Here is a 15,902-nt window from a genome sequence, read left to right as displayed (position 1 = left end):
CCGCGGTCAGCGCGTGGCGGGGAGCCAGCCGTCCTGGACGGCGTGCACCCCGGCCTCGAACCGGCTGCGGGCGTCCAGGCGTTCCATCAGGTTGGCGGCGAACCGGCGGGCGGTGCGCGGGGAGACGCCCATCCGCTTGGCGATCGCCTCGTCGGTGTGGCCCTGGGCGAGCATCTTCAGCACGGCCAGCTCGTGCGGGGGCATCTCGTTCTCGTCGCAGCACCGGGGCGCGTCGCCGACCGGGACGGCGTTCGCCCACACGCCCTCGAACAGGGCGCACAGCGCGGCCACCGTGCCCGCGCCGCGCAGCACCACCGCGCCGGCCCGGGCGTCCTCGGTGTCGATCGGCAGCACCGCCTGCTGCCGGTCGAAGATGATCATGCGGATGGGGAGCTCCGGCACCGTGCGGACCTGGCCGCCCTGCAGGTTCAGCCAGGTCACGTGGTCCAGGGTCGGCCGGTGGTTGCGGACGCTGTCCAGGTAGACGGTGCGCATCTGCACGCCGCGCTCCAGCAGCGCCGCGTTCGGCTGCCGGCTGGCCCGCAGGTCCTCCTCGCTGTGGGCGCCGCCGGGGGCGAAGGTCGCCACCTCCTGGCGCACCGACCCGGCCAGTTCGGCCAGCCGCTCGCGGATCATCTCCGGCCCGGCCAACTGCTCGGAGGACGCGTCGGTGGCGGTCGGCCGGAACGCCGAGCACTCCGCGATCAGCTGGGCCGCCGCGGCCCGCGAGGCCTCCACCCGCAGCTGCTGGGCGGCCAGTTCGGCCTGCTGACGGGCCAGCAGGACCTCCATCGCCGTCTCCGGGCCGACCGCCCGGAACCCGATGCCCTCCCGGGCCGACGGCTGGATCAGGGCCAGTTCGCTGAGCCGGTCGAGTCCGGTGCGGACTCTGTCCTCGCTCAGCCCCAGGGCTCTCGCGAGCGCGGCCACCCCGGCCTGCGGATCGGCCAGCATCCGGCGGTAGATGGACTCGGCCTCCGCATCGAGCCCCAGAACGTCCAGCATGGATCGGTCCCCGTTTCGATCAGCGCCAGTAGATGAGGTCTACATCATTTCCTGAGCTTACTGACACACGGCAACCACATACCGGCCCTTGTCTTCCGGTGAGATGTCAGGACAACGGCGGCCGGGACACGACCGGATGAAACGTTCGGAGGCCCGTCAGGCCGCTGCGGTGACCGGCAGTTGACTGCCCGTCACGACGTCGCCGTCGGCCGGCTCCGGCAGCAGCCGGGAGCAGTCCCGGACCAGGCTGTGGAACGAGAACAGCGCCGCCGCCTCCTGCCGGACCAGGTTGTTCTCGAACAGCGCGTCGAGGCAGCACTCCACCTCGTCCGCGCTCAGCCCGGTCACCGCCGCCGCCCGGTCCACGTCGAACGAGCCCGCGGGCTGACGGCACATCAGGCGGCTGAAGCGCCGCTGCGCCAGATCCAGGTACTGGTACGAGGCGCGCAGCAGTGCCATCAGGTCGCGGTCCGCGGTGCGCAGGCAGCGCGCCCGCCGGTCCGGGTCGGCCAGCCGCTCCGCCAGGTCCGCCACCGTCCAGGCCGGACGGTCCCGCAACCGGGTCGCGGCGATCCGCACCGCCAGCGGCAGGTAGCCGCACAGCGCCACCGCCTCCGCCGCCCGGGCCGGCTCCCGGCCCACCCGGCGCTCCCCGGCCACCCGGGCGAACAGCTCCACCGCGTCGCCCGGCGGCAGCACGTCCAGCGGCAGTGCCACCGAGCCGTCCAGCGCGCTCAGCTTGCGGCGGCTGGTCACCAGCACCAGCGTCTCGCCGGCGCCCGGAAGCAGCGGGCGCACCTGCGCGCTGTCGGCCGCGTCGTCGAGCACCAGCAGGCAGCGCCGGCCGGCCAGCCGGGAACGCCACAGCGCCGAGCGCTCGTCCAGCGACGCCGGGATCTGCTCCTGCCGCAGGCCGTCCGCGCGCAGCAGCGCGGCCAGCGCCCGCAGCGGCGACACCGGCGGCCGGGTCTCGTCGAAGCCGTCCAGGGCGGCGAAGAACTGGCCGTCCGGGAAGTCCCCGGTGGTCCGGTGCGCCAGGCGCACCGCCAGCGTGGTCTTGCCGACCCCGCCCATCCCGTCGATCGCGAGCATCAGCGGCGAACCCGCCGTCCGGCGCGCCACCGCCTCCTGCAGCAGCGCCAGTTCGGCGGACCGGCCGGTGAAGTCCGCCAGGTCGTGCGGCAGGCAGTTCGGGTGCGGGCCCGGCGCCGCGTCCTCGGCGGCCGGCGCGCGCACCTCCACCGGGCCGGGCGCGTCGTGCACGCCGGGCGCGTCCGCGAGGATCTCCGCCTGCAGCGCCCGCAGTTGGGGGCTGGGCTCCAGGCCGAGCTCGTCCGCCAGGAAGCGGCGGCCCTCGTCGTACACCGCCAGCGCGTGCGCCTGCCGGCCGCTGCGGCACAGCGCCGTCATCAGGCTCCGCCGCAGCGAGTCGCGCAGCGGGTACTCGGCCAGCAGCGCCGTCAACTCGCCCACCAGCGAAGAGGTCTCACCGACCTTCAGGCGCAGCGCCATCAGGTCCTCGAGCGCGGTCAGCCGCTGCTCGTTCAGTTTCACGGCCGCGCTGGTCACCGCCGGGCAGTGGATGCCGGCGAAGGCCTCGCCGCGCCACAGGTCCACCGCGGACTGCAGCAGCCGGATCGCCTCCGGGAACCGCCCGTCCCGCTCGGCGGCCCGGGCCTCCCGCACCTTGCGGGTGAACCGGTGCGCGTCCACCGCGTCCTCGGGCACCACCAGCCGGTACCCGACGTCCACCGTCACCAGCCGGTGCTCGCCGACGGCCAGCACCCGTCTCAGGTCGCGGATCGCGTTGTGCACCTGCGGTCTGGCCGACGGCGGCGGGTCCTCCCACAGCTCGTCCACCAGAAAGTCCATCGGCACCACCCGGCCGGTGTTCAGGAGCAGCAGCGCCAGGAGTCTCTGCTGCCGCATGCCCCGGACGTCCACCAGGACGCCGCCCTGGCGCGTCTCCAGCGCGCCCAGGACCAGGAATTCCATCGTCTTCACCCCCGTGAGTGCGATCGGTCGGACGGTTCGGATGTGCTGCGCGGGGCTCAGCCGCCCCAGGTGACGTCGCCGTTCGGGCCGACGACCGGGCTCGGGGCGTCCACGGCGGCCGCCACGGCCGGGCCGGGGTTGCCGGGGGCCCGGCCCCAGGTGACGTCGCCGTTCGGGCCCACGACCTGGTCCGGGCCGTCCGCGGCGGCCTTCACGGTCAGGCCGGGGTCCGCGGGCAGCTGGCCCCAGGTGACGTCGCCGGCGACATTCCCGGAGTATTCCACCGACGTCGCCGAAATGGCCACGGCGGCAATTGTGGCGACCGAGAAAGCGACCAGCTTCGAGACACGGGTGACCATCACGGGAATTCTCCTGAAGGCTTGTGGTGATTTCCTCCGGGGTGGTTTCCCGGAGTTCCGGCCGGCGGCTGCTCCCGCCGACGACCACTACTGTGCTGCACCCGCGGCCCGGAGGGAACAGGTGTCGGCTGGACGGAACATGCACTGTCCTAAGCCGTCCACGGTCCGGCTACTCGAACCCCCACCAAGGCCCCGGTACAAGGGCCGCCCCCACCGTCAGCACGGCGAAACCGGCCAGCCCGGGCTCCGCCTCCACCGCCCGCAGGACCACCCGCGCGGCCCGGCCCTCCGCCTCCGCCAGGCTCTCGGCCAGGCTGAACACCCCCACCGTGACCTCCCCCGACGCCGCCGGGTGGACGCTCACGTGCTCCACCGCGTCCCGGTCCTCCGCATGGGAGCGGACCAATTCCGCCAGGTCCGGAGGAACACCTCGGCCGGCCGGTGCGCGAAGCCTCGCATGAACCAGATACATGCTCCCATAGTGGGCTCCGCCATTAGGTGCGCGAACGATTTCGCGCTGGTCGCTTTATGCCATGTCATAAACCGACCAGGGGAACACAGGTGAAAACTGCGGGAAGATCGCGGGACGGGGCGGTGCCCCGCAGCTCAGTGCGCCCCGGTGCCGCCGCTCTCCAGGAACCGGCCGAGCGGCAGCGTCGCCGCGCCCAGCGTCACCGCGTCCGGGCCCAGCTCGCTGAGGGCGACGACGGTGCGGGAGCGCGGGAAGGCGAGGGCGTGGCGGGTCGCGGACTCCTGGATCGCGGGGAGCAGGCGGGGGCCGAGCAGCAGGCCGGCCCAGCCGCCGATGACGACGCGCTCGGGGGCGAAGAGGTTGACCAGGTCGGCGACGGACGCGCCGAGCAGTTCGGCGGCCTCGTCCAGCAGGGCGACCGCGTCGGGCCGGCCGGCGTCGGCGGCGCGCAGCAGGGCGGCGAGGCCGGCCTTGTCGCCGGTGCCGGGGAGGGTGCCGTCCCAGCGCTCGACCAGCGCGGCGGCGCCGACGTACGCCTCCAGGCAGCCGCGGGAGCCGCACCGGCAGGGGCGGCCGCCGACGTGCACCTTGGTGTGGCCCCACTCGCCCGCCGAGCTGCTCGCGCCGCGGAAGCGGCGGCCGTCCGCCACGACGCACGCGCCGATGCCGGAGCCGACCAGCGCGACCACGGCGTCCCGGCAGCCGCGGCCCGCCCCGAACCACATCTCGGCCTGGCCGAGGGTCTTGGCGCCGTTGTCGACGTGCAGCGGCAGCGGGGTGCGGGCGCGCAGCAGGCGGCCGAGCGGGACGGCGTCCCAGCCGAAGGTCTGGCCGTGCACGACGGCGTCCGCGCCGGGGTCGGCACCGTCGCCCTGTTCGACGATGCCGGGGACTCCGATGCCGACCCCGAGCACGCTCCGGGCGGGGACGCCCGCGGCGTCCAGGACGTGCGCGAGGCCGGCGGCGATCAGCCGGACCACCCGGCCGGGGTCCGGTGCGTCGGCCGACGGCCGGTCGGCGGAGGCGAGTTCGTTCAGCGCGAGGTCGAACAGGGTGACCCGGACCTGGGTCTCGCCGACGTCGACGCCGATCAGGTGGGCCCGGCCGGGGGAGACCCGGAGCAGGATCCGCGGCCGCTTGCCGTCGGACTCGACGGAGCCGCACTCCTCGATCAGCCCGTCGGCGAGCAGGTCCCCCGTCACGTTGGTGATCGACCCGGCACTGAGCCGGGTGGCGCACCCGAGTTCCTGCCGGCTGAGCGGACCGTGGAAGTACAGGTGGCGCAGCAGCGTCGAGCGGCTGGCGCGGCGCAGGTCGCGGACGGTCTGCTGGCCTCGGGTTGTCATGGGTGTGGTGTCCTCCTCCGGCGCGAATCTACGCGTTCGCGCCGCCCGGCCCGACGCCGCGGGCCGCCCGCCCGACGGGCGGCGCCCGGACGCCGGCGGGCCCCGGGAGCGGGGTGCGCTCCCGGGGCCCGGTCGCGAGGCGACTGTCCACAGGCCTGTGGACGACTCCTCCGGCGGAGGGTCAGCGGCCCTGGAGGGCCTTGACGTTGTCGCCGAAGGTCCAGCCCTTCGAGCCGTCCCAGTTGATCGACCAGTCCATCAGGCCCTTCAGCTGGCCGTTGAAGGCGCTCCAGGACTGGCTGACCAGGCTGGGGGCCATGTAGCCGCCGCCCGCGCCGGGCTGGGCGGGCAGGCCCGGGACCTGCTTGTCGTACGGGACCTTGATGGTGGTGCCCTGGATGGTCAGGCCGTTGTTCAGGCAGGTGGTCTGCGCGGTGAAGCCCTGCACGGTGCCGGCCGAGTAGGAGTCGCCGGAGCAGCCGTACATCGAGCCGTTGTAGTACTGCATGTTCAGCCACCAGAGCCGGCCGTTGTCCACGTACTTCTTGATGATCGGCAGGTACGCGCCCCAGATCGAGCCGTAGGTGACGCTGCCGCCGGTGACGTACGCGGTCTCGGGCGCCATGGTCAGGCCGAAGCCGGCCGGCATCTGGGCCAGCACGCCGTCGATGATGCGGATCAGGTTGGACTGCGAGGCGGACAGCGTGCCGATGCTGCCGCTGCCGGACAGGCCGGTCTCGATGTCGATGTCGATGCCGTCGAAGTTGTACTTCTTCAGGATCGGCACGACGGTCGCCACGAACCGGTCGGCGACCGCGCTGGAGCTCAGGTCGATGCCCGCGGCGGCGCCGCCGATCGACATCAGGATGGTCGCGCCGGAGGCCTTGGCCTGGCACATCTCGGCGGGGGTGGAGACCTTGACGCCGGCGTCCATGCCGTCCTGCCACAGCACGGTGCCGTCCGAGAGGATCACCGGGAACGCGGCGTTGATGACGTTGTAGCCGTGCGCGGCCATCCGGCTGTCCGTGATCGGGGTCCACCCCATGCCCGGGTGCACGCCGTTGGAGGCGCCGTCCCAGTTCTCCCAGTAGCCCTGCAGCACCTTTCCGGCCGGCCGGGGCTTGGTCGGGCAGGTGGCGTCACCGGAGGTCGGGCTGCCGGACGGGCTCGACGACGGGCTGCCCGAGGCGCTGCCCGAGGGGCTGCTCGACGGGCTTCCGGAGGGGCTCGACGACGGGCTCGACGACGGGCTGGACGAAGGGCTGCCGGACGGGCTGCTGCTCGGCGAGGGGCTGCTGCCGCCGGGGCCGACCAGCGAGACGTCGTCCGCGTAGTAGGCGGGCTGGCCGTACCAGCCGTGCACGTAGACCGTCACCGAGGTGGTGCTCGCGCCGGTGGTGAAGCCGACGCTGAGCTGGCCGTACGAGGCGTTGCCGGCCGTCCAGGTGGACGGGGCGGTGGTGAGGCCGGTGCCGGTCGCGCCCAGGTAGACGTAGCTGCCCTGGACGAAGGCGCTCAGCGTGTACTGCGAGTTCGGCTGGACGCTGACGGTCTGGCTGCACTGGGCGGTGTCCTGGCCGGTGGGGGTGGCCTTGAGCGCGGAACTGCCGGAGTGCACGGGGCTGCTGACGGCCGAGCCGGAGCCGCCGGTGCAGGTCCAGCCGGAAAGGCCGTCCTCGAAGCCGGAGTTGGCCACCAGGTTGGTGGTGGCGGCGCCGGCCGTGACCGAGCCGGCCACGGCGAGGCCGGTGCCGACGACGGCGGCCGCGCACACCCCGGCGAGGGAGCGCTTCAGCACGGTCGGGCCGGACTGCGGGCGGTGCGGGTGCACTGCGCGTGCCACGGCCGCCTGCTGCGGGCGTGGGGAACGCGACCTCCGACGGAACATGTGGTGCTCCCTTCCCGCCGAGCGCCATGGGCGTGGCCATGCGCGTGGGGGCGTGACGCCCGGCTCTGGGTGAGGTGGGGGACAGGTGGGGCTGTGCGACCGGATCGTAAAAGCGCTGGCAAGACGCGTCAATAGGTCTGGACCAAAGGCAAGGGTGGTCTGGACCATGCGCGAGGGGCAGGTCGCTTCCGCCCCGAAGTGCCCTGCCGCACAAGCAGCGTGGACCCTGCTTCCGTGCGCCCTTGGGGCGCTTCGGCGCGCTGCGGCAAGCTGGCAACGGCCCCGGACACCGAATGGAAGAGCCCCGGACGTGGACTGCCGCAACCCCGCCGGCCTGCTGGCCGAAGCCTGCTCCGCCGCCGGCCGCCCGAGCGCCGGCGCGGAACTCATCCGGGCCGGTGAGAACACCCTGTGGCGGCTGCCCGGCAAGGTCGTCGCCAGGGTCGGCCGCGTCGGCCAGACCGCCGTCGCGGCACGGGAGTTGGCGGTGGCCCGCTGGCTGCACCGGCACCGCGTCCCGGCCGTCCGGCCGCTCGCCGAACCGCCCGGCCCGATCGAGGTCCACGGCCGGCCCGTCACCTTCTGGCACGAACTGCCTCCGCACCGGCACGCGACCGCCCCCGAACTGGCGGCCGCCCTCCGCCGGCTCCACGAACTGCCGCCGCCCGCCGGGGGGTTGGAACCGATCGACCCGTTCGTCCGGCTCGCCGCCCGGATCGACGGCGCGGCCACCCTCGGCGCCCCGCAGCGCCACTGGCTGCACGACCGGCTCGCCGACCTCCGCACCGCCTGGCACGAACTCGACCGGGCGCCGACCCCGTCGACCGTGGTGCACGGCGACGCCTGGGGCGGCAACCTGGCCGTCACCGCCACCGCCGCGCACCTGCTGGACTTCGAACGGACCGCCCTCGGCCCGCCCGCCTGGGACCTCACGTCCACCGCCGTCGCCCACGACTCCTTCGGCACCCTCGCCGCCCCCGGCTACGCGGCCTTCTGCGCCGCCTACGGCGCGGACGTCACCGAGTGGCCGGGCTACCCGGTGTACCGGGCCATCCGCGAACTCCGGGTCGCCTGCTACGCGTTGCAGCAGGCCGCCGCCGACCCCGGCCGCCACCGCGCGCAGGCCCACTACCGGCTGGCCTGCCTGCGCGGCGAGCACGGACCCCGGCCCTGGCGGTGGACCGCGATCGACTGACGCCCGGTCAGTCCACGCAGGGCACCCCGTCCCACTCCAGCGGCGCGGGCTGCAGGGTCGCCGCCGACCCGGGCCGCTCCCCCGACGAGGCGGACGGGGCCGGACCGCTCGGCGTCCCACCGAGCAGCCACTGCTTCGCCGCCCCCGGCACGGCCCGCAGCCGGGCCCCGTCGGCGGTGACCGGCAGGGTCGCGGCGGTGCCCCGCCCGGCCGCCAGCGCCGGCACCTGACGGACGAACTCCAGCTGGCTCCAGCCCTGATCGGTCACCAACTGGCCGGAGAGCGCGTCGTACAGCGCGCCCAGCCGCGCCGGGTCCGACAGCACCCCGCCGGACCGCAGCTTCGCCACCACCCCGGCCAGCAGGGCCTGGGCCCGGACGGTCCGCTGGAGGTCCGAACCGTTGCCGACCCCGTGCCGCTGCCGGACGAACGCCAACGCCTGCGCAGGCCCCAGCTCCTGGTGCCCGGCGGGCAGATCGATCCCGCTCCAGTCGTCCCGCACGCGGTGGTTCAGGCAGACCGGCACCCCGCCCACGGCCTGCACGGCCCGGTGGAACCCGGCCATCGACAGCTCCGCGTAGTGGTCCACGGGCACCTCGGAGAGCTGCTCCACCGCCCTCAGCAGCGCGGTCCGCCCCGCGCCCCGGCCGCGCTCCAGCAGTTCGGACTCGGACACGCCCTCCTTGCGCAGCCGGTCCCGCTCGGCCGTCTCCGCCGCCGGGTACACCGAGTTGATCTGCGCCTGCCCGCCGTGGCCGTCCGGCACCAGCACGTCCCGGGGGATCGACAGCTGCCGGACCTCGCCGCCCCCGGCCGGGATCCGCACCAGCATCAGCGTGTCGGTGGTGTCCCGGTCCAGCACCCCGGCATGCAGGTCTCCGTGCACCAACTCGGCCGGCGCCGGCCGGCTCTGCGCGTCGACGGTGGAGTCCAGGCCCACCAGCAGCACCGTCACGCCCTTCTCCAGCGGCTGCGGGGGCGGCGGCGAGGCCGAATGGGCCGCGTCCAGCACGTCCGACCGCTGCCCCGGCACGCCGTGCGGCACCGTCAGCACCCCCGCGCCGACCACCACCGCGGCGGTCAGCGCACTCGCCAGCAGCACCGCGCGCCGCCGCCGGGCCCGCCGGCGCCGGCGGCCGATTTCCAGACCGCCGTCCACCAGCCGGGCCGTCACCTCCGGTCCCGGCCCGCCCCCCGCCTGCCCGAAGGCCGCCCCCAACTGCACCTCGAACTCCCCGTCCCCGCCGTCCACGTCGCCACTCCCTCGCCCGAGATCCCCGCTCACCGCGCCACCAGCTCCGCCAACTCCGGCCCCAGCACCGTCCGCAGCTTGGCCAGCGCCCTCGAACACCGGGTCCGGACGGCCGCCGAACTGTCCCGCACCATCGCCGCGGTCTCCTCCACGCTGCGGTCCTCCCAGTACCGCAGCACCACCACCGCCCGGTCCCGCGGCGGCAGTTGGCTCAGCGCGTCGACCAGCGTCAGCCGCAGCGCCGAGTCCGGCGCCTGCTCCGCGACCTCCGGCAGCACCTGGCTCGGCCGCTCACTGCTGCTGCGCCGCCGCTGGTGGGTCAGGTACGCCCGCACCAGCACCGTCTGCGCGTACCCCGCCGGATTGTCGATCCGGCCCGCCCAGCTCGGCCGGTGCAGCCGGTGCCACTGGGCGTACATCTGACCGAGCGTCTCCTGCACCAGGTCCTCGGACAGGTGCGCGTCCCCGCCGGTGAGGAAGTACGCCGAGCGGTAGAGCTGCCCGGACCGGGCCGTCGCGAACGCGACGAACTCCTCCTCCAGGGCCGCCCGCCGTCGAGCTGTGGCCACGTTTCCTCTCCCCTCGCCGAGTCCGCCCTATGACGGTCCGACGGGTCCAGGATGTTTCATTCGACTTCGGGAGCGTTCCGGACCCCGTCCGGTAACGGACGGCCCCCGCGACCCCGCCCGCTGGAAGGATGGAACGGCACCGCCGTTCGCCACCCGCACGGGAGTTCCCCCATGACGCTCGACCACGACCCGCTCACCGGCAGACTCGTCCGGCTCAGAGAACTCCGCGAGGCCGACCTGCCGCGGCTCACCTCCTGGTGGCGCGAGCCCGGCCTCGCCATCCAGCAGGTCACCGGACCCGTCCACCCGCAGCCCGACGGGCGGCTCGCCGAGATGTTCCGCTCCTGGAGCCAGAACACCGGCACCGACCTCGGCCTCTCCGTCGAGACCCTCGACGGCGGGGACCTCGCCGGACACGTCACCCTCTACGGCGCCACCCCCAAGGACCGCTGCGCCACCCTCGCCATCATCATCGGACCGCCCCACCAGGACCGCGGCCTCGGCACCGACGTCCTGCGCACCACCATCCGCTACGGGTTCGAGGAACTCGGCCTGCACCGGATAGAACTCACCGTCAACAGCTACAACACCCGCGCCCTCGCCGCGTACCGCCGCGCCGGCTTCACCGAGGAGGGCCGCCGCCGCGAAGCCGTCTTCCGCGCCGGCAGCTGGCACGACCAGGTCCAGATGGGCGTCCTCAGCACGGAGTGGCGGGACGGGTAGCCGCCGGCCCCGCGCCCCCGACGGTTGCCCGCCCCGCGGGCGGGCGGGATCGTGGGGGTTGAGGTGAGTGCGATGGCCGAGATCGCCCTGCAGATCGACGTCGCGGCGTCCCGGGCCCGCCTGCTGGCGGCGTTGGACACGCAGGTCGGGCTGACGTCGTGGTGGAGCACCGGGATCGAACGGGACGGGGACGACCTGCTGGTCACCGTCCCGGACGCCCCGCAACCGCTGCGGCTGCGCCGGGAGCGGGCCGACCAGGACCGGGTGGCCTGGCGCAGCGTCGGCGTGTACCCGCCGTCCTGGCAGGGCACCACCGTGACCTGGGACCTCTTCGACCATCCGGACGGGCCCCGGCACACCCTCCTGCTGCTGCGCCACCTCGGCTGGGCGGCGGACGCCGCGGCCTCGGTGCCGGCCGCGGCGGGCGGCTGGGCGGAGGCGATCGTCCGCCTGAAGGACTACGCGCAGAGCGGCCGCCCGCAGCCGCTGCACGTGCCGACCGGCCACCCGCACCCGGGGGTGCACGCCGCCGCCGACTAGCGCACGGTCCCCGCGACGCGCCGTTTCCGGCGATGACCGGCATGGAGCGGCGGCGGCGGGTCAGACTGACGTCATGTTGGGAGTTCCGGACCGCATCAAGGCCTTCCTGTTCGACCTGGACGGGGTGCTGACCCAGACCGCGAAGGTGCACGCGGCCGCGTGGAAGGACATGTTCGACGCCTTCCTGCGGTCCGAAGCGGCGCGCACCGGAGCGGAGTTCGTCCCGTTCGACCCGGTCGCCGACTACGACCGGTACGTGGACGGCCGGCCCCGGCTGGACGGCACCCGGCAGTTCCTGTCCTCCCGCGGCATCGACCTGCCGGAGGGCACCCCGCAGGACCCGCCCGGCACCCGCACGGTCAACGGGCTGTCCGCGGCGAAGAACGACACCGTGCTGCGGATGATCCACGAGCAGGGCGTGCAGCCCTACCCGGGCTCGGTGGCGTACCTGCACCGCCTGCGGGACCTCGGGCTGCCGCGCGCGGTGGTCTCCTCCAGCGCGAACTGCCGGGACGTGCTGCGGGCCGCCGGCATCGACGACCTGTTCGACGTGGTGGTGGACGGCATCACCGCGGCCCGCGACCACCTGGCGGGCAAGCCCGCGCCGGACACGTTCCTGGCCGCCGCCCGGCAGCTGGACACCGCACCCGGGCACGCGGCGGTGTTCGAGGACGCGCTGGCGGGCGTCGCCGCCGGCCGGGCCGGCGGCTTCGGCACGGTGGTCGGGGTGAACCGCACCGGGCAGGCCGCGGCCCTGCGCGAGCACGGCGCGGACCTGGTGGTGGACGACCTGGCCGAGTTGATCGGGGAGCGCGGATGAGCCCGTCCGAGGCGTTCACCGTCGATCCGTGGGGGATCGGCGAACACGGACTCGACCTGCCCGGGCAGGCCCGCGCCGAGTCGGTGTTCGCGCTCTCCAACGGCCACATCGGGCTGCGCGGCAACCTGGACGAGGGCGAGCCGCACGGCCTGCCCGGCACCTACCTGAACGGCGTGTTCGAGCTGCGCCCGCTGCCGTACGCGGAGAGCGGCTACGGCTTCCCGGAGTCCGGGCAGAGCGTCATCAACGTCACCAACGGCAAGCTGATCCGGCTGCTGGTCGACGACGAGCCGTTCGACCTGCGGTACGGCGAACTGCGCAGCCACCGGCGCAGCCTGGACTTCCGGGACGGCCTGCTGCGCCGCGAGGCCGAGTGGACCTCCCCGGCCGGCCGGACGGTGCGGGTCAGTTCGCGCCGCCTGGTGTCGCTGACCCAGCGGGCGGTGTGCGCGATCCACTACACGGTGGAGGCCGTGGACGGCCCGGTGCGGATCGTCCTGCAGTCCGAGCTGGTCGCCAACGAGCAGCTGCCGGGCGGCGGGGACGGCGACCCGCGGGCGGCGGCCGTGCTGGAGGCCCCGCTGACGGCCGAACTGCGGCACGCCGACGGCACGAAGGGCGTGCTGGTGCACCGCACCCGGTTCTCCGGGCTGCGGGTCGCCGCGGGGATCGACCACGCCATCGACGGACCGGAGCGGATCGACACCGCCGCCGAGTCCTCCGACGACCAGGCCCGGATCACCGTCACCACCGTGCTGAACGCCGGTCAGCGACTGCGCCTGGTCAAGTTCGTGGCGTACGGCTGGTCGGCGACCCGCTCGCTGCCCGCCGTCCGCGACCAGGTCGAGGCCGCGCTGACCGCCGCCCGGTACACCGGCTGGGACGGTCTGGTCGCCGAGCAGAAGGAGTTCCTGGGCAGGTTCTGGGGCGACAACGACGTCGAGATCGAGGGCGACGTCGAACTCCAGCAGGCCGTCCGGTTCGCGCTGTTCCACGTCCTGCAGGCCGGCGCCCGCAGCGAGGAACGGGCCATCCCCGCCAAGGGGTTGACCGGACCCGGCTACGACGGCCACTCGTTCTGGGACACCGAGACCTTCGTGCTGCCGGTGCTCACCTACTGCCTGCCCGAGGCCGTCAAGCAGGCGCTGCGCTGGCGGCACACCACCCTCCCGATGGCCCGCGAACGGGCAGCCCAACTCGGCCTGGCCGGCGCGGTGTTCCCGTGGCGGACGATCCGCGGCGAGGAGTGCTCCGGATACTGGCCGGCCGGCACCGCCGCCTTCCACATCGGCGCGGACATCGCCGCCGCCGTGGTCCGCTACGTCCGGGCCACCGGCGACACCGAGTTCGAACGCACCCACGGCCTGGAGCTGCTGGTGGAGACCGCCCGGATGTGGCGCTCGCTCGGCCACCACGACGCCAAGGGCAACTTCCGGATCGAGGGCGTCACCGGCCCCGACGAGTACAGCGCGGTCGCCGACAACAACGTCTTCACCAACCTGATGGCGCAGTCGAACCTGTGGAACGCCGCCGACACCGCGCTCCGGCACCTGCACGAGGCCTCGCTGCTCGGCGTGGACACCGAGGAGGCCGCCGCCTGGCGCGACGCCGCCGACAAGATGTTCGTCCCCTACGACGAACAGCTGGGCGTGCACCCGCAGGCCGACGGCTTCACCGACCACCAGCTGTGGGACTTCGACGCCACCCCGCCCGAGAAGTACCCGCTGCTGCTGCACTACCCGTACTTCGACCTGTACCGGAAGCAGGTCGTCAAGCAGGCCGACCTGGTGCTCGCCATGCAGACCCGCGGAGACGTCTTCACCCCCGAGCAGAAGGCCCGCAACTTCGCCTACTACGAACGCCTGACGGTCCGTGACTCCTCGCTGTCCGCCTGCACCCAGGCCGTCATCGCCGCCGAGGTCGGCCACCTCGACCTGGCCTACGACTACACCGCCGAAGCCGCCCTGATGGACCTGCACGACCTCGGCGGCAACACCCGCGACGGCCTGCACATGGCCTCGCTGGCCGGCGCCTGCATCGCCCTGGTCGCCGGCTTCGGCGGCCTGCGCGACCACGGCGAGCGGCTGTCCTTCCGGCCCCGGCTGCCCGCCGGGCTGCAACGGCTGTGCTTCTCCATGAGCGTGCGGGAACACCTGCTGCGGGTCGACATCACCCACGCCACCACCACCTACACGCTGCGCCGCGGCAGCGTGCTGCAGATCCTGCACGACGACGAACCGCTGCGGATCGAAGCCGGCAAGTCCGTCGCCCGGCCCACCGCCAGGATCACCGCCCCCACCGAACGGCCCACCCAGCCGCCCGGCCGCGAACCCGCCCGCCGGCACAGCCAGGCCGGCGTCCAGGTCGGCAGCGTCGACCATCTGCCGGCCGAGTGAGAGGACGCATAAAAGGCTGACGCGGCGTCAACACTCCCTGCACGAACCGTGACCGGCGGTGCAGGGGTTCCACTCGTCGCCTCCGGCCAGCCGCCCCGACCGGAGGCCCGCTCTTGCGCACCCTCGCCCTCACCGCCGCCGCCCTGCTCACCCCCCTCGTCGCCGCCGCGCCCGTGCACGCCGACAGCACCCGCTGGGTGCACAGCTGCGCCGCCCCCACCCGGGCCGACACCGCCACCTGCAACGCCCTGCGCGTCGTCGGCGGCTCCGCCGGCGCCTTCGCCGCCCAGCAGGGCTACGGCCCCGCCGACCTGCGCTCCGCCTACGGGCTGCCCGCCGACGGAGGCGCGGGCACCACCATCGCCGTCGTCGACGCCTACGACAACCCGAAGGCCGAAGCCGACCTCGGCGTCTACCGCAGCCACTACGGCCTGCCCGCCTGCACCACCGCCGGCGGCTGCTTCCGCAAGGTCGACCAGCGCGGCGGCAACCGGATCCCGCGCGGCGACACCTCCTGGGCCGGCGAGACGGCGCTCGACCTCGCCATGGTCTCCGCGATCGCCCCGCGCGCCAAGCTGCTCCTGGTCGAGGCCGACAGCGCCTCCGTCAGCGACCTCGGCACCGCCGTCAACACCGCCGTCTCGCTGGGCGCCAAGTACGTCTCGATCAGCTGGGGCGCACCCGAGAACTCCAACGCCGCCACCTACGACAAGAGCTACTTCACCCACCCCGGCGTGGTCATCGCGGTCGCCTCCGGCGACGCCGGGTACGGCGTCAACTTCCCCGCCTCCTCGCCGCACGTCACCGCCGTCGGCGGCACCACGCTGCGCCGCGACAGCTCGGCCCGCGGCTGGAGCGAGAGCGTCTGGTCCACCACCTCCACCGAGGGCACCGCGAGCGGCTGCTCCGGCCGGCTCCCCAAGCCCGCCTGGCAGACCGACAGCGGCTGTCCCCGCCGCACCGTCGCCGACGTGGCGGCCGTCGCCGACCCCGCGACCGGCGTCGCCGTCTACCAGACCTACGGCGGCAACGGCTGGTACGTCTACGGCGGCACCTCCGCCTCCGCCCCGATCATCGCCGCGACCTACGCCCTGGCCGGCGCCCCGCCGAGCGGCAGCAGCCCGGCGAGCTTCCCGTACGCGCACCCCGCCGCGCTCAACGACGTGACCGTCGGGTCCACCGCCACCTGCAACCCGGCCTACCTGTGCACGGCCGGCACCGGGTACGACGGTCCGACGGGGCTCGGCACCCCGGCCGGCGTCGCCGCGTTCCGCGGGTAGCCGTCCGGACCGGAGGCGCCCGCCGCCCGGGCCGCGACGCACGGCGACGACCCGCGCGTGCG

At 74.3% G+C, this 15,902-nt stretch carries 14 protein-coding genes; 6 read left to right on the top strand and 8 right to left on the bottom strand.

Annotated elements, in window-relative coordinates; translation table 11 throughout:
- Positions 1–6: 6 nt before the first annotated feature.
- The 6 genes from ACFV1L_RS17695 to ACFV1L_RS17670 all read right to left on the bottom strand — a co-directional run bounded on the left by ACFV1L_RS17695 (position 7) and on the right by ACFV1L_RS17670 (position 7,065).
- Positions 7–1,005 (bottom strand): LuxR C-terminal-related transcriptional regulator, encoded by a 999-nt coding sequence (locus ACFV1L_RS17695; RefSeq protein WP_380366817.1) that lies wholly within the window; start codon positions 1,003–1,005, stop codon positions 7–9.
- A 156-nt stretch (positions 1,006–1,161) separates the two neighbouring features.
- Positions 1,162–3,000, bottom strand: coding sequence for a BTAD domain-containing putative transcriptional regulator (locus tag ACFV1L_RS17690; protein WP_380366973.1), 1,839 nt, complete (start codon positions 2,998–3,000; stop codon positions 1,162–1,164).
- A 56-nt stretch (positions 3,001–3,056) separates the two neighbouring features.
- Positions 3,057–3,359 (bottom strand): hypothetical protein, encoded by a 303-nt coding sequence (locus ACFV1L_RS17685; protein ID WP_380366815.1) that lies wholly within the window; start codon positions 3,357–3,359, stop codon positions 3,057–3,059.
- A 169-nt stretch (positions 3,360–3,528) separates the two neighbouring features.
- Positions 3,529–3,732, bottom strand: a complete 204-nt coding sequence (locus ACFV1L_RS17680) for a hypothetical protein (RefSeq protein ID WP_380366814.1) — start codon at positions 3,730–3,732, stop codon at positions 3,529–3,531.
- 233 nt (positions 3,733–3,965) lie between these two features.
- Positions 3,966–5,177, bottom strand: a complete 1,212-nt coding sequence (locus ACFV1L_RS17675) for an ROK family protein (protein ID WP_380366812.1) — start codon at positions 5,175–5,177, stop codon at positions 3,966–3,968.
- A 181-nt stretch (positions 5,178–5,358) separates the two neighbouring features.
- Positions 5,359–7,065 (bottom strand): carbohydrate binding domain-containing protein, encoded by a 1,707-nt coding sequence (locus ACFV1L_RS17670; protein WP_380366810.1) that lies wholly within the window; start codon positions 7,063–7,065, stop codon positions 5,359–5,361.
- 310 nt (positions 7,066–7,375) lie between these two features.
- Here ACFV1L_RS17670 and ACFV1L_RS17665 point away from each other — a divergent pair, with 310 nt between their 5' ends.
- A complete protein-coding gene (locus ACFV1L_RS17665) occupies positions 7,376–8,260 on the top strand; it encodes a phosphotransferase family protein (protein ID WP_380366808.1) in 885 nt (294 codons plus the stop codon).
- Positions 8,261–8,267: 7 nt separating this feature from the next.
- Here the strand turns inward: ACFV1L_RS17665 and ACFV1L_RS17660 are convergent, their stop codons facing one another.
- Together ACFV1L_RS17660 and ACFV1L_RS17655 are read right to left on the bottom strand one after the other, a co-directional pair.
- Positions 8,268–9,512 (bottom strand): LCP family protein, encoded by a 1,245-nt coding sequence (locus ACFV1L_RS17660; protein ID WP_380366807.1) that lies wholly within the window; start codon positions 9,510–9,512, stop codon positions 8,268–8,270.
- Between the two features lie 29 nt (positions 9,513–9,541).
- Positions 9,542–10,081, bottom strand: a complete 540-nt coding sequence (locus ACFV1L_RS17655; RefSeq protein WP_380366805.1) for a SigE family RNA polymerase sigma factor — start codon at positions 10,079–10,081, stop codon at positions 9,542–9,544.
- Between the two features lie 171 nt (positions 10,082–10,252).
- On the opposite strand from ACFV1L_RS17655, the gene ACFV1L_RS17650 reads away from it, so the two are divergent.
- The 5 genes from ACFV1L_RS17650 (at position 10,253) to ACFV1L_RS17630 (ending at position 15,840) form a co-directional block, all read left to right on the top strand.
- On the top strand, positions 10,253–10,804 hold the full coding sequence (locus ACFV1L_RS17650) for a GNAT family N-acetyltransferase (RefSeq protein WP_380366803.1): 552 nt from the start codon (positions 10,253–10,255) through the stop codon (positions 10,802–10,804).
- A 72-nt stretch (positions 10,805–10,876) separates the two neighbouring features.
- Positions 10,877–11,344 (top strand): SRPBCC domain-containing protein, encoded by a 468-nt coding sequence (locus tag ACFV1L_RS17645; RefSeq protein ID WP_380366801.1) that lies wholly within the window; start codon positions 10,877–10,879, stop codon positions 11,342–11,344.
- Positions 11,345–11,417: 73 nt separating this feature from the next.
- Positions 11,418–12,164 (top strand): HAD family hydrolase, encoded by a 747-nt coding sequence (locus tag ACFV1L_RS17640; protein ID WP_380366800.1) that lies wholly within the window; start codon positions 11,418–11,420, stop codon positions 12,162–12,164.
- Positions 12,161–14,560, top strand: a complete 2,400-nt coding sequence (locus ACFV1L_RS17635) for a glycoside hydrolase family 65 protein (RefSeq protein WP_380366798.1) — start codon at positions 12,161–12,163, stop codon at positions 14,558–14,560. The genes ACFV1L_RS17640 and ACFV1L_RS17635 overlap by 4 nt, the downstream gene beginning before the upstream one ends.
- Positions 14,561–14,673: 113 nt before the next feature.
- The gene (locus ACFV1L_RS17630) at positions 14,674–15,840 is read left to right on the top strand and encodes a peptidase S8 (RefSeq protein ID WP_380366796.1); all 1,167 of its coding nucleotides are present in this window, start codon (positions 14,674–14,676) and stop codon (positions 15,838–15,840) included.
- Positions 15,841–15,902 lie beyond the last annotated feature (62 nt).

Origin of the sequence: Kitasatospora sp. NPDC059646 (genome assembly GCF_042734615.1) — a bacterium.
Taxonomy (GTDB): Bacteria; Actinomycetota; Actinomycetes; order Streptomycetales; family Streptomycetaceae; genus Kitasatospora.
This window is presented reverse-complemented; position numbering and strand designations above follow the sequence as displayed.

What these genes read in the sequence shown, in the direction of transcription:
- ACFV1L_RS17685 (WP_380366815.1), bottom strand. Translation starts at nt 3,359, where the DNA reads ATGGTCACCCGTGTCTCGAAGCTGGTCGCTTTCTCGGTCGCCACAATT.
- ACFV1L_RS17645 (WP_380366801.1), top strand. Translation starts at nt 10,877, where the DNA reads ATGGCCGAGATCGCCCTGCAGATCGACGTCGCGGCGTCCCGGGCCCGC.
- ACFV1L_RS17690 (WP_380366973.1), bottom strand. Translation starts at nt 3,000, where the DNA reads ATGGAATTCCTGGTCCTGGGCGCGCTGGAGACGCGCCAGGGCGGCGTC.
- ACFV1L_RS17695 (WP_380366817.1), bottom strand. Translation starts at nt 1,005, where the DNA reads ATGCTGGACGTTCTGGGGCTCGATGCGGAGGCCGAGTCCATCTACCGC.
- ACFV1L_RS17670 (WP_380366810.1), bottom strand. Translation starts at nt 7,065, where the DNA reads ATGTTCCGTCGGAGGTCGCGTTCCCCACGCCCGCAGCAGGCGGCCGTG.
- ACFV1L_RS17650 (WP_380366803.1), top strand. Translation starts at nt 10,253, where the DNA reads ATGACGCTCGACCACGACCCGCTCACCGGCAGACTCGTCCGGCTCAGA.
- ACFV1L_RS17675 (WP_380366812.1), bottom strand. Translation starts at nt 5,177, where the DNA reads ATGACAACCCGAGGCCAGCAGACCGTCCGCGACCTGCGCCGCGCCAGC.
- ACFV1L_RS17640 (WP_380366800.1), top strand. Translation starts at nt 11,418, where the DNA reads ATGTTGGGAGTTCCGGACCGCATCAAGGCCTTCCTGTTCGACCTGGAC.
- ACFV1L_RS17635 (WP_380366798.1), top strand. Translation starts at nt 12,161, where the DNA reads ATGAGCCCGTCCGAGGCGTTCACCGTCGATCCGTGGGGGATCGGCGAA.